The following is an 11,928-nucleotide window of genomic DNA, read 5'->3' on the forward strand; positions in this document are numbered from 1 at the left end:
CACTCAAGCCCAGAAACCCCTGAAATTCAAAGGCATAAAGCAAAATCGAACAGGCGGACAGAATAAGTCGTTGGACGCTCCGACCACCATTCTTCACCTTACCTTCAAACAAAAGGGGAGTGACTGATGGCACGTTCGATCAACAGAAAATCGGCTTTTCTGGCAAGTTTAGCGTTGAGTGTTTCGGCAATGACTGTTTTCGCAGCCAATGCTGCTGAAATCACGGTGATGGGTTATCGCGGCGCATTCCAGGACAATTATGTCAAGGCCGTCATCGAGCCGTTCCAGAAGGAACATCCCGACATCAAGGTCACCTATTACGGTGTGCAGAATGCAGCGACATCGCTCGGCAACATGCGCGCCCAGAAGTCCTCTCCCCAGACGGATGCGGTCATCTATGACCTTTCGGTCGCCAAGATCGCCGATGAGGAAGGGCTGGTCGAGAAGCTCGATCCGGCATCGCTCAAAAATTATGCGGATGTCGCCGACCTCGGCAAGGAACTCGCAGGCGCTGCAATTCCGATCACATATGACACGCTTTCGCTTCTTTATAACAACGATGCATTTGCGCAAGGTGCACCGGATAGCTGGGAAGCGCTCTGGGACAAGCAGCAAAGCGGTAAGGTTATCATCCCGGCACAGGGCGGCGGCGATATTCAAGCCATCCTGCTTACGATCATCGCGAACCGTCTCGCTGGTGAAGACGACTATACGAAGACTGTGAAGCCGGGCGTCGACAAGCTGGTGGAGCTGGCGCCTGCCGTGCAGACGTGGGAACCGAAGCCCGATGCCTATACGCTGGTTGCAAACGGCACTGCGACCTTGTCCATCGGCTATAATGCCCGCGCCCAGTTCTACTTCGACCAGACCGGCGGAAAGCTTCAGTCGGTCGGCCCGAAGGAAGGCACGGCTGCGCAGGTGAATGTCATCAGTGCGATTGCCAACGGCAAAAATATGGATGCAACCAAGACATTCATCGACTATGCGATAAGCCCCGAGACGCAGGCCCGGTTCGCCGAGATCATGTTCTATGCGCCATCGAACACGAAAGCGGACGTGAACGACGAAACGAAGAAGCGCATTCCGTACATGGATGCGGCCCAACGCGAAAAGCTCATTCCGGTCAACTGGATGACCATTGGCGATATGCGCGACAAGCTGCTCAATCCCTGGCGCCGCCAGATCATTCCGGCTGGTCGTTAAAACTCTACCTCACCCTGAAATTCACGCTTCCGCCCCGTTTCTCCGGGGCGGCAACGACCCCTCACAGGTTTCGATATGGTAGCAGAAAGCTCATTTCTACAGTTGAAGGCCCTCACCAAGCTTTACGGTAACAACTACCGGGCAGTGGACGATCTTCATCTCGATCTGCCGCGCGGAAAACTGCTTGGCCTCCTCGGTCCATCCGGTTGCGGCAAGACGACGACTTTGCGCATGATTGCAGGTCTCGCTTCGATCTCGGACGGCAACATCCTGATTGATGGCAACGATATTTCGCACAGGCCGCCCCATCAGCGCGATATCGGTCTGGTTTTCCAGAACTACGCCCTGTTCCCACACATGACCGTGGCCGAAAATGTCGCTTTCGGTCTCGATATGCGCAAGGTCGGCAAGGCCGAAGCAAAGAAGCGCGTTGAGGAAGCACTCGAAATGGTGCGGCTTCCCGGCTACGGTTCGCGCAAGCCCAAGGAGATGTCCGGTGGTCAGCAGCAGCGCGTGGCGCTGGCGCGTGCGCTGGTCATCCGTCCGCGCATTCTTCTGCTGGATGAGCCCCTGTCCAATCTGGATGCGAAGCTGCGCGACGACATGCGGATCGAAATCCGCGAGATTCAGAAGCGCCTCGACATCACGACGGTTTTCGTCACACATGATCAGGTCGAAGCACTGACAATGTGCGACGTCGTCGGCGTGATGGATAGCGGCAAGCTGGCACAGCTCGGTTCGCCGGAAGAAATCTATGAGAAGCCATCCTCCCTGTTTGTGGCCAAATTTGTCGGACGCGCCAATGTCCACAATTGCGAGATCGTTGACGAAAACGTCTGCCGTCTGGGCAGCGGCACCTATCGCTGCAACACGCATGGAAAGTCACGCGGGTCAGGGCAGATCGCCATTCGTCCGCATCGCATCAATCTCACGCCCAACCGCGATCGCAATCTTGTCAGTGTCGTAACCAATAGCGCCCACGGCGTGGTCGAGCGCACGACCTATATCGGTGACATCGTTCAATATGACATCGAGATTGAGGGCGCCTGCCTGAAAGTAGAAGTGCCAACCGCCAGTGCAGGACATGCATTCCATACCGGCGACCGACTGTTATGCGAATGGAAACCGGAAGACATGCTGGTTTTCGGGAGCTGATGTCATGACAGCGATCACATCGACCGACATCATCCCGGCAAAGTCATCAAGGCGCAGACGCTACAGCCTCGTCGCCGTTGCGCTTCTTCTGCCGATGGCCTTGATCAATCTCATTGCCTTCATTGCACCGGTTGCCCATCTGGCGCAGATATCCTTCCTGCAGAGCGAGAGCGGCGGTGTCCTGACAGACCGCTATACGTTTGAGAATTATATCAATTTCTTCACCGACAGTTTCAATTGGGGTCTGGTGTTCAACTCGCTCTGGCTGAGCGCGTTCATCACGTTGGCAACGCTTATCTGTGCCTATCCGATCGCGCTTTTCCTGCACCGTGTTTCGCCGGTCTGGCGCAACTTCCTTTTCGTGGTGACGGTCTCGCCGCTGCTCGTCAGCAGCGTGGTGCGCACCTATGGCTGGATGGTGCTTCTCGGCGATCAGGGACTTGTCAATGGAGCCTTGATGAACCTCGGCATCATTTCCTCCCCCATCAGGCTCGTCAACAATACGCTCGGCGTATTCATCGGGATGGTGGAAATCCTGATCCCCTATATGGCGCTGTCGCTGATTGCCGGTTTCGGGCGCCTGAATGCCTCACTTGAGGAGGCTGCAGCATCCCTCGGCGCCAATGCCTTCACGCGGTTTCGCCGGATCATCCTGCCACTCACCTTGCCGGGCATCGCACTTGGCTGCCTGCTTTGCTTCGTGCTGGCAATCAGCTCCTTCATCACACCGAAATTGCTTGGTGGCGGGCGCGTATTCCTGCTGGCGACGGAAATCTACGATCAGGCTGTGATCCAGCTTGAATGGCCGCGAGCCGCCGCAACCTCCGTCATTGTCCTGATCATCTTCGGTCTCGCCTTGATGGTCTATTCCCGCATCGCACGTCGCATCGACTGATTGGCAAAGGAGAAACGAGATGATTGGTTCAACTTCATTGCCATTCCGCCTACTGGTCGGCCTGCTCTATTTGTTCCTGCTGGCCCCAATTCTGGTCGTCGTGCCGCTATCGTTCAGCAACGACAACTATCTCACTTTTCCGCCGCAGAGCTGGGGTGTGCGGTGGTATGCGGAAATGCTGCATCATGAAACGCTCATTCAGGCGTTCTGGATCAGCCTCGGCATTGCATCGGTCGTCACCGTCCTGTCGCTTCTGGCAGGTATCCCGGCGGCCTATGCCATCCGCCGTTATCAGTTCCGTGGACGCGAAGCGGTGCTGAACCTCTTTACCGCGCCGCTGCTTCTGCCTTCCATCGTGCTTGGCCTTGCCATTCTGCTGGTCTTTGTGCGGCTGGAACTGCTCGGCACGTTCACCGGTCTGGTGATCGCCCATCTGATCGTGACGACCCCTTACGTCATCCGCATCATGATAACGGCGTTCTCGACACTGCCGCCATCGGTTGAAGAGGCGGCCACGATGCTGGGTGCGTCACCGTTCACCGTGTTTCGTCGCATCACCCTGCCGTTGATGATGCCGGGTCTGGTGGCAAGTGCCGCACTGTCCTTCCTTCTGTCCTTCGATGAGGTGGTGATCTCGCTCTTCATCACCGGACCGCGCATGACGACGCTGCCGGTGGAAATCTTCAACTATGTCGAAAGCCGCACCGACCCGATGACCGCTTCCATCTCGGTCGTGCTGATCGCGGCCACGCTGCTCATCATCTTCGTCATCGAACGCACACTCGGATTGTCACGCACAATCGGCAAATAACCTCCCAACTGAAAGTGACTGCAAGCATGGAAAATATCGCCCTCTGGATGTCGCAACCGCATTTCAGCTATCTCGAAATTGCCCGGACCTGCGGCTTCTCATCCTTCGTTCTGGAACTCGAACACGGAACCTTCGACCTGTCGACGCTGGACCAGTTTTTGGCTTTCACCAAGGCGCAAGGTCTCTCCACCCTGACGAAGGTGCTGGCACCGACGCCAGAAGCCATTCAGCAGGCGCTGGACTTCGGATCGGATGGCGTCATCGTTCCGCATATTCTCGGCGTGGAACATGCGCATCAGGTTACGAAGGCTGCAAAATATCCGCTGGTCGGCACGCGCTCTTATACGGGTGGCCGCATTTTCGGCTATGCCCGCCCGGCGACCGATGCCTTCGAAAAAGAGAACAGGCGCACCAAATGCTTCGCCATGGTCGAGACGGCGGAAAGTCTAGCCGACGTCGAGAAGATTATCGCGCTCGATACGGTCGACGGCTTGTTTCCGGGCCCTTCGGATCTGGCGCTTGCGCGCGGTCGGGGAGCATACGCTTTCAATGATGACGACAAGGCCGATCTGCGCCGCTGTGCGGCGGCTGCACGCGCTGCCGGGAAGCCATGGATCATGCCCGCCTGGACTGAAGCCGAACGGCGCTTCGCACAGGAAGAGGGCGCCGCGGTGCTGGTCGTCGCTACCCAGAACATGACGCTTCGCCAGGGCATGGTTTCGACTGTGAACATGCTGAAAAACGAAGCCCTGGTTGCCTGACTGAACTGAATACCCACTCATTCGCTGGAGGAAGAAATGAAGATTAGCCTGATCCAAACGAGCCCGCAGACCGACAAGGCAGAAAACCTGCGTATTACGCGGGGATTGATGGAAGATGCCGTGCGCACGGATTCTCCGGACCTGATCGTGCTGCCCGAGTATTTCGAATATTACGGTGGTACTCCGGAAGAAAAACTTGCGGCAGCCGAGAGCGTTCCCGGTGGCCCTGCCTACAAGATGGCGCAGGACTTTGCTCGCGAGCACAAGGTCTTCGTCCATGCCGGAACCTTGATGGAAAAGGTTCCAAACGAAAAGCGCATCTACAATTCCACCTTTGTCTTCAATCGCGAAGGCAAGGAGATTGCGCATTATCGCAAGATCCATATGTTCGACATCGTCGGGCCGGACGGGACGGCCTATAAGGAATCGGCAACCGTCAAGCCGGGCGAGAATGTTGTCGTCTATGACCTTGACGGGTTCAAGGTCGGCTGCGCGATCTGCTACGACATCCGCTTTGCCGAACTTTATCTGGAGCTGGAAAAGGCCGGTGCCGATGTCATCGTGCTTCCCGCCGCATTCACGCTGCAAACCGGCAAGGACCACTGGGAAGTGCTGGCGCGTGCCCGTGCCATCGAAACCCAGACCTATTTTGCCGCCTGTGGCCAGACCGGCAGCACGGTTTCGAATGGCGAGCGGCGTCATACCTATGGTCACTCGCTCGTCTGCGATCCGTGGGGCCACGTTGTGGCGCGCGCGTCTGACGGTGTCGGGTTCGTGACGGCGCGCATCGAGCGCGCGCAGATCGAGCGTGTGCGTTCGCTCATCCCCATGGTCAGCCATCGCCGTATCGGCAAGCAGTTGCAAGCCTGCGCATAGGAGGCCCCATATGTATACGATCAATCCCATGCCGGAGCAGGTTGCTGCCGGTGACCTCCAGCTTCTGTCGGGGGTCGAGACAGCCACTGTCGGACACTGGCGCTTCTTCGGTTTCATGCACCGTTCCATCCAGCCGCTCCTCCCGAAGCGCCGTGTGGTCGGTACCGCCGTCACCATCGCCATACCGGGTCCGGATTCCACCCTGCTTCACCACGTAACCGGAATGCTTCGCCCCGGCGATATTCTGGTGGTGGACCGGATGGGCGACGACCGCTATGCGTGCTGGGGCGGCGGTGTGACCATCGCTGCGAAGGCCTCGGGTGCGGTCGCTGGCATCGTGGATGGCCCGTGCACGGACCTGACGGAAATCGAGGATTCCGATTTTCCGATGTGGGCGAGGGGTATCTCGCCCATCACCACGCGGCTCTATGATCTGGGCGGTGGCATCAACATTCCGGTCTCTTGCGGCGGTGTGGTTGTCAATCCCGGTGATGCCATTCTGGCCGATGAGAGCGGGGTTCTGGTCCTGCCGCGGGACGAAGTGAACGCGGTTGCCTCGCGCGCGCTCGATATACAGGACAAGGGAAAGGTGCGTGAGGCTTCGGTGAAAACCGGTCTCAAGCTCGGTGACGTGTCTGGCGCCACCAAGAAAATTCTCGCCCACGCGGGAAGCTGATCCGATACGGGCCGGTTTCGGCCGGCCCTGATCATTTGTGGGATGGAATATGACTATTTGCTTATTTTCATCCCGCAAGTGTCTTAGAAGGAAAGGACGAATCTGATTGCCCGGAGCGCTATAAGGGACTTCAAGAAACGCAGGCGCGCGGGTGATTGAAATGGGAAGGGACATGCCCGTCCATGAATATCCGTTTTCTGGAAACGGTGATCTGGTTGTCGGAACTGCGTAATTTCCGGGCGACGGCGGCTCGCCTCAATATGACCCCGGCGGCGATATCCAATCGTATCGGCGCGATGGAGCAGGAACTGGGGTTCCGGCTCTTCGACCGCGATGCCCGCGACGTCAATCTGACGGCGGAAGGCGAAGCTTTTGTCGAGGGCGCGCGCGATGTCGTACGCCGTTATCATGATCTGGTGGAAAGCCTGAGTCCGCAGAACGGGCTTGAAGGCACGCTGAAGATTGGTATTGTTCCGAGCCTCGCCATGACCATATTGCCAGGTATTCTCGATATCGTCCGCCAACGCTATCCGCAGATACGCATCTCGATCACGACCTCATCATCGAAAGGGATCGTGCAGAAGCTGGAGCAGCGGGAACTCGACATCGTTTTTGCCATCAAGCCCGAGCCTACGCCCAACCTGCGCATCGTCGACATATGCACTTTCGGCATGTTCTGGATATCGCGCAGCAATCAGTTTCCGGGCGGGGCTGAAGACATGCTGTCACGCGATGACCTGCTTGGCTGCAATCTCATTTCCTATGAGAGCGGTTCCTATAATTATCAGCAGATCATCAATTATTTCACGGAAGAGCGCCTGAAAGACGCGACCGTTCATTATTCCAATTCGCTCACCACGACGATCAACATGATTTCGGCTGGTGTCGGTATTTCCGTCATTCCGCCGGTGGTGATCCAGAAAGAGCTTCGGACAGGTGAGTTGCAGGTGCTGAATACCAATGCCGTTTTCCCGGCGACGAGCTATAGCGCTATTTATCTCGAAAGCGCAGCGACGCGCCTGATCACGCTTGTGGCCAATATCGCCCGTGAAGCCGGGCGCAATTTCAGCGGCAATTTCAGTGATAGTCTGGCCTATCAGGATTAGCGCGCAGCTTTCCGTTCAGGCTGGTTTCAGGCTCTGCGTGGGCATATCCCCGCAATAAATGCTGATGATCTCTTCGGCGACCAGACGCTGCAACTCCCAGAGATTGCGGTCGCGGATGCCTTTTTCTTCCAGATGCTTGACGGTGAGATAGAGATATTCGGCGCAGGAGCCCATATGCCCGCAGGCGCGCGCAAGCAATTGTGCCACGGACGTCAGGGGCATGTTGTCCGAAAGCCTGTCTCCACGCGGTCCGGCCCAGAAAACGAGCGCACGTATTGGTCCATCCTCGGTGTCGATCGAAACCCAGCGGATGGAATAGGCATCGTCAATCGAACTGATTTCGCGCCGGATCATTCGACGCAATTGTCCAAGGCGGTCCTCATCGGACAGCCGGAAAGCAATACCCTTGCAGCTGCCGCCCGGTCGCAGCGCCAGCATAAGGCCCGGCTGGGCCATCGTTGCGCGCCAGCGGGTCAGCCGAAGGCAGAATGAACGGTGCCAGCCGCTCGCCGTTCCGGCGCGCGAGTCCACCGCCTCGAAATCCGGCTTCCAGATCAGGGAGCCATAGGCGAAAACCCAGAGCGGTTCGTCTCCTGCTTCGTGAAAGAGCTGTTCCGCCAGTTCATCGACCTCATTGTCGGTGATCGGTGCCCGGCTCGGATCAGGACCGCGATCAACCTCAAGCCGAAGGCTCAGCGAAACGAGCTCCTCGGTCAAAGCCATACGGGACAGATCGGCAGAAGGCACGGCGTATTCAGGCTGATCGTAATTCTGGGTCATTCTTTCACGGCAAAGCATGTTCATGGATGCGTCGCCTCAGATACTCGCATTTTTGCGCATATCATCAAGCTGCCGCAATGATGAAAACAACAATTCCCGGTCTCGCAGATGTTCTTCGTAGAGAGACACGAAAATGGAATTCGTCGTTACATGTGGCTCAGGCGCGGACTGGGCGCGTCGCAAGCTGTTGTTGGCCTTGCGCTTGGCATCTTCGACTTTGGCAAGCAATTCCTGAAGTCTGCCGGAATTGCCAAACGCACGAACACCGGCTTCCGGTGCGCCTGAGGCGACTGTATTCGATGTCGAGTGGATCATGGTCTGCATCTCCAATGGCAAGATATAGAGCTGATCGTGGAGTCTGTTTATGATATAATGATGTTATAAAATGTACTAAATTACATTCTTGTGATGTTGTGTTTCGGGCATTGTTTTTAAGAATAATTCTATTTCTTGCTAAGAGCATTTTTAGCACTGTCGCCCCATTGAAAACGAGGCATTCAATGCCAAAACATCCAGTGAACAAGGAAAATTCGCGCGGTAGTGCTGCGCTCGGACAGATTCCGGGATGCGCGGGCAGCTGGCATTTGAGACCGGGATATCAATCAGCGTCATGATTCATGAAGGGGAGCATATCGACCGTGTCGATTGTCGTCGGCTCGACGGGCTTGCCGTCTGGCTTGGCAAAAATCATCACTGCAAAACAGTAGATCAGAAACACTGCCACGCCGATAGCTAGCAGGCTGGCAAATATGAGTGGCCAATCAATCATGGCCGACACCTTGGCGCAGTTTTCGCGTCAACTCAACCGTCTGTTGCGATGGGAAAGCCTTAACGCTAGCCTGTAAAAGAGAGCGGCAGGTTTCGACCGGAGGCTGGATGTCGGAAATAAAAACACTGGGATCCAGACGGGTCTACGAAAATCGTTGGATGAAGGTTCGCGAGGATCGCATTGTTTATCCGGACGGCAGCGAAAGCATTTATGGCGTTGTCGAGAAAAACGATGCCGCACTGATTTTCGCAATGGATGACGAAGACGGCGTCTATTTAGTGGAACAGTTCCGCTATCCCGTCGGGCGCCGCTTCTGGGAGCTTCCGCAAGGGGCCTGGCAGGAGCAGGAGAACGTCGATCCGCTCACTTTGGCTCGTGGAGAACTGCAAGAGGAAACCGGGCTGACCGCTGAGGAAATGGTCTATTTCGGAGAGACTTACGAAGCCTACGGCTTTGCGGCTAACAAGTGCCATATCTTTCTCGCTACAGGACTGAAAATGGGAAAGCCCAACCTCGATGCCGAAGAGCAGGGGCTCATCTGCCGCCGCTTTCCTATCGGGGAAGCCGTCGAGATGATTCTTCGTGGCGATATCAAAGATGCGAGTACTATTGCCGCCTTCGGGCTTCTGCGCCTGAAAGGGATTATCTGAAGCATACTGCGCGGTAACAGGGAGCGCCCACTGAAATCAATGGGGCAATCTCCACAGCAGATACAGGCCTACGACCGTTGAAAAAATGACGCCTGACCAGAGCCAAATCTGATCGGCAAGTAACAAGCGCGTCATTTTCTGTGGATCTCGATCCAGGTAATGCCGAAGACAACAGCGCTGACGGCCAGGATCGCTGTTAACTCAATCCAAAAAATCAACTGCATGGCGATGTCCTCCAGCATGGTTAACAAACAACTAATGAAAAGGTTCACTCAGCCGGGTGAGTTTCATTGACATCATGACATCATGATGTCACTATCTTCTGATGAAAATCGCAGAAGATCATGCTCCGCTCTATGCCAAGGTGGAAACATCGCTGGCGGACGATATTTCAGCCGGTGCTCTGCCTGCTGGCAGTCAGCTTCCTCCAGAAGATCGCCTGATCGAACGTTTCGGAGTCAGCCGGACGACCGTTCGCAAGGCCATCGAGAATCTGGTCGCGCGTGGCCTTGTCGAAATTCGTCGCGGCAAGGGAACCTTCGTTGCCCAGCCCAAAGTCACGCAGGAATTGACGGAGCTGACCGGTTTCGTCGAAGACATGCAGGCGCTTGGCCGCGCGCCGACGGCACGATTGCTTGACACGGAGATAGTGCCGGCCGATGCAGACGTTGCGCGTCAGCTCGCTCTGCCGTCCGGAGCTCTGGTGATGCGGATCCGGCGCGTTCGGCTTGCCGACGGCGTCGCCATGTCTCTGGATGAAACATATCTGTCACGTGAAATCGGTGAGAAGATTGTTACGCACGATCTGGACGTCGAGCCGATCTTCACACTGCTGGAAGACAAATATGATCTGCCGCTTGTCGAGGCGGAGTATCGGCTGGAGGCTGTCACTGCTTCGCCAGATGTTGCGGAGGCCCTCGCAGTCGAGCCGGGCAGCGCTGTCTTCCTGATCGAGCGCACGTCCTACACCGAGGGGCATCGGGCAATCGACTACGAAAAGCTTCACTATCGCGGTGATCTCATCAGCTTTGTCACTCGCCTGGCCCGGCGACCGCGCGGCCAAAGATAGCCGGGGGTGAAATGTTGGCTTTATGGCTGTTCATAGCGGCTTTCGGGGCAAGCGCGCTCGGTGGCGTGCTGGGCATGGCAAGCGGCATCTTCATCGTGCCGGCGCTTACGCTGTTTTTCGACGTGGATATTCACGTCGCTATCGGGGCGAGCATTGTTTCGGTCATCGCCTGCTCTTGCGGCAGCGCGGCTCCGCTTTTGAAGCGACGGCTGACCAATGTCCGGCTCGCGGTCGTTCTTGAGACGGCAACCACGCTTGGTGCGCTGACCGGCGTGCTTCTGATCGGAATCGTTTCGACTTCGGTTCTATATGGTTTGTTCGCAGCCATTCTGGTGCTTTCTGCAAAGCAGATGCTGGTACGGCGGCGCGACGAAATCGGCTCAGCGATGCCGGATGCGAAGAGCCTCGCCACAAGCCTGCGACTGCATTCCAGCTTTCCCGATCACATATCCGGGCAGGAGGTGCACTATCGCGTCGGCCATGTTCCGCTGGGCATGGCGCTGATGTATGGGGCAGGACTGGTCTCGGCCCTTCTGGGGATAGGCTCGGGCGTTTTGAAAATCCCGGCGATGGACACCGCCTTGAAACTTCCTATCAAGGTCTCGTCCGCCACCTCCAATTTCATGATCGGCGTGACGGCTGCTGCAAGCGCAAGCGCCTATTTTGTTCGCGGTGACATCGATATCGGGATCACGGGACCGATTGCGCTTGGTTCGGTCATCGGTGCGCTGGTCGGCGCTCGCCTGCTGATGAGCCTTCCAGCGGAAAAACTGCGCATCTTCTTCGTCGTGGTTCTCCTTGTTCTCGCGGTCCAGATGCTTCTGAGCGCTTTCGGTATAGAGATATTTAGAGGCTTAGAATGAAAGTTACCGCAGACGCCGGACGAGGGGACAAAATCATTGCAGCGCTTCTTTGGTATGGCACATGGTTCGCTTCTGCCTTGATCGCGGTCGGAGTCGTTATGACTTCTATTGAACCACCGTCGCTTGCACTGAACGGCTATGACATCGTGAAAGCTGGTATTGCGGTATTCATTCTCCTGCCGATCATCCGGGTCGCGCTGACGATGTATCTTTTTCTGCGCGAGCGTGATTACGTCTACACCGTCATTGCCGCAACGGTTCTGCTGATTATCGCAACCGGCATCGTCGTGGACTTTCGCTAATCCCGATAAATC

15 protein-coding genes are annotated in these 11,928 nt (G+C 56.5%); 12 read left to right on the top strand and 3 right to left on the bottom strand.

Annotated elements, in window-relative coordinates:
- Positions 1–126 precede the first annotated feature (126 nt).
- The 8 genes from ABDF71_RS20955 (at position 127) to ABDF71_RS20990 (ending at position 7,483) form a co-directional block, all read left to right on the top strand.
- Positions 127–1,203, top strand: coding sequence for an extracellular solute-binding protein (locus ABDF71_RS20955; RefSeq protein WP_036589259.1), 1,077 nt, complete (start codon positions 127–129; stop codon positions 1,201–1,203).
- A gap of 75 nt (positions 1,204–1,278) precedes the next feature.
- Positions 1,279–2,358: an ABC transporter ATP-binding protein gene (locus ABDF71_RS20960; RefSeq protein ID WP_012093472.1), complete on the top strand. Its 1,080-nt coding sequence runs from the start codon at positions 1,279–1,281 to the stop codon at positions 2,356–2,358.
- Between the two features lie 4 nt (positions 2,359–2,362).
- Positions 2,363–3,253, top strand: coding sequence for an ABC transporter permease (locus ABDF71_RS20965; protein ID WP_010659338.1), 891 nt, complete (start codon positions 2,363–2,365; stop codon positions 3,251–3,253).
- A gap of 19 nt (positions 3,254–3,272) precedes the next feature.
- Positions 3,273–4,064, top strand: a complete 792-nt coding sequence (locus ABDF71_RS20970) for an ABC transporter permease (RefSeq protein ID WP_006470062.1) — start codon at positions 3,273–3,275, stop codon at positions 4,062–4,064.
- Positions 4,065–4,090: 26 nt separating this feature from the next.
- The gene (locus tag ABDF71_RS20975) at positions 4,091–4,825 is read left to right on the top strand and encodes an aldolase/citrate lyase family protein (protein WP_258125234.1); all 735 of its coding nucleotides are present in this window, start codon (positions 4,091–4,093) and stop codon (positions 4,823–4,825) included.
- A gap of 36 nt (positions 4,826–4,861) precedes the next feature.
- Entirely contained in the window at positions 4,862–5,701 is an 840-nt protein-coding gene (locus ABDF71_RS20980; protein WP_029929986.1) for a carbon-nitrogen hydrolase family protein, read from the top strand.
- A 10-nt stretch (positions 5,702–5,711) separates the two neighbouring features.
- Positions 5,712–6,377, top strand: a complete 666-nt coding sequence (locus ABDF71_RS20985) for an RraA family protein (RefSeq protein WP_010659335.1) — start codon at positions 5,712–5,714, stop codon at positions 6,375–6,377.
- Positions 6,378–6,559: 182 nt separating this feature from the next.
- Positions 6,560–7,483: a LysR family transcriptional regulator gene (locus ABDF71_RS20990; protein WP_010659334.1), complete on the top strand. Its 924-nt coding sequence runs from the start codon at positions 6,560–6,562 to the stop codon at positions 7,481–7,483.
- A 15-nt stretch (positions 7,484–7,498) separates the two neighbouring features.
- Here the strand turns inward: ABDF71_RS20990 and ABDF71_RS20995 are convergent, their stop codons facing one another.
- The 3 genes from ABDF71_RS20995 to ABDF71_RS21005 form a co-directional block, all read right to left on the bottom strand.
- The gene (locus tag ABDF71_RS20995; protein WP_235916925.1) at positions 7,499–8,263 is read right to left on the bottom strand and encodes a gamma-glutamylcyclotransferase; all 765 of its coding nucleotides are present in this window, start codon (positions 8,261–8,263) and stop codon (positions 7,499–7,501) included.
- A gap of 36 nt (positions 8,264–8,299) precedes the next feature.
- The gene (locus ABDF71_RS21000; protein WP_010659332.1) at positions 8,300–8,578 is read right to left on the bottom strand and encodes a hypothetical protein; all 279 of its coding nucleotides are present in this window, start codon (positions 8,576–8,578) and stop codon (positions 8,300–8,302) included.
- Positions 8,579–8,861: 283 nt separating this feature from the next.
- Entirely contained in the window at positions 8,862–9,032 is a 171-nt protein-coding gene (locus ABDF71_RS21005; RefSeq protein ID WP_155243286.1) for a hypothetical protein, read from the bottom strand.
- Between the two features lie 107 nt (positions 9,033–9,139).
- On the opposite strand from ABDF71_RS21005, the gene ABDF71_RS21010 reads away from it, so the two are divergent.
- The 4 genes from ABDF71_RS21010 (at position 9,140) to ABDF71_RS21025 (ending at position 11,916) form a co-directional block, all read left to right on the top strand.
- Positions 9,140–9,682, top strand: a complete 543-nt coding sequence (locus tag ABDF71_RS21010; RefSeq protein WP_029376026.1) for an NUDIX domain-containing protein — start codon at positions 9,140–9,142, stop codon at positions 9,680–9,682.
- A gap of 325 nt (positions 9,683–10,007) precedes the next feature.
- Entirely contained in the window at positions 10,008–10,751 is a 744-nt protein-coding gene (locus ABDF71_RS21015) for a GntR family transcriptional regulator (RefSeq protein WP_029929997.1), read from the top strand.
- Positions 10,752–10,762: 11 nt separating this feature from the next.
- Entirely contained in the window at positions 10,763–11,614 is an 852-nt protein-coding gene (locus ABDF71_RS21020; RefSeq protein WP_029930000.1) for a sulfite exporter TauE/SafE family protein, read from the top strand.
- Entirely contained in the window at positions 11,611–11,916 is a 306-nt protein-coding gene (locus ABDF71_RS21025; RefSeq protein ID WP_043062254.1) for a DUF1634 domain-containing protein, read from the top strand. The genes ABDF71_RS21020 and ABDF71_RS21025 overlap by 4 nt, the downstream gene beginning before the upstream one ends.
- Positions 11,917–11,928 lie beyond the last annotated feature (12 nt).

The organism is Ochrobactrum sp. WV_118_8, assembly GCF_039631535.1.
GTDB lineage: Bacteria > Pseudomonadota > Alphaproteobacteria > Rhizobiales > Rhizobiaceae > Brucella > Brucella anthropi.

Coding starts and splice junctions, on each gene's coding strand:
- ABDF71_RS20980 (WP_029929986.1), top strand. CDS start 4,862: ATGAAGATTAGCCTGATCCAAACGAGCCCGCAGACCGACAAGGCAGAA.
- ABDF71_RS21025 (WP_043062254.1), top strand. CDS start 11,611: ATGAAAGTTACCGCAGACGCCGGACGAGGGGACAAAATCATTGCAGCG.
- ABDF71_RS21005 (WP_155243286.1), bottom strand. CDS start 9,032: ATGATTGATTGGCCACTCATATTTGCCAGCCTGCTAGCTATCGGCGTG.
- ABDF71_RS20960 (WP_012093472.1), top strand. CDS start 1,279: ATGGTAGCAGAAAGCTCATTTCTACAGTTGAAGGCCCTCACCAAGCTT.
- ABDF71_RS20965 (WP_010659338.1), top strand. CDS start 2,363: ATGACAGCGATCACATCGACCGACATCATCCCGGCAAAGTCATCAAGG.
- ABDF71_RS21015 (WP_029929997.1), top strand. CDS start 10,008: ATGAAAATCGCAGAAGATCATGCTCCGCTCTATGCCAAGGTGGAAACA.
- ABDF71_RS20975 (WP_258125234.1), top strand. CDS start 4,091: ATGGAAAATATCGCCCTCTGGATGTCGCAACCGCATTTCAGCTATCTC.
- ABDF71_RS21010 (WP_029376026.1), top strand. CDS start 9,140: ATGTCGGAAATAAAAACACTGGGATCCAGACGGGTCTACGAAAATCGT.
- ABDF71_RS20985 (WP_010659335.1), top strand. CDS start 5,712: ATGTATACGATCAATCCCATGCCGGAGCAGGTTGCTGCCGGTGACCTC.
- ABDF71_RS21000 (WP_010659332.1), bottom strand. CDS start 8,578: ATGATCCACTCGACATCGAATACAGTCGCCTCAGGCGCACCGGAAGCC.
- ABDF71_RS20970 (WP_006470062.1), top strand. CDS start 3,273: ATGATTGGTTCAACTTCATTGCCATTCCGCCTACTGGTCGGCCTGCTC.
- ABDF71_RS20990 (WP_010659334.1), top strand. CDS start 6,560: ATGAATATCCGTTTTCTGGAAACGGTGATCTGGTTGTCGGAACTGCGT.
- ABDF71_RS21020 (WP_029930000.1), top strand. CDS start 10,763: ATGTTGGCTTTATGGCTGTTCATAGCGGCTTTCGGGGCAAGCGCGCTC.
- ABDF71_RS20995 (WP_235916925.1), bottom strand. CDS start 8,263: ATGACCCAGAATTACGATCAGCCTGAATACGCCGTGCCTTCTGCCGAT.
- ABDF71_RS20955 (WP_036589259.1), top strand. CDS start 127: ATGGCACGTTCGATCAACAGAAAATCGGCTTTTCTGGCAAGTTTAGCG.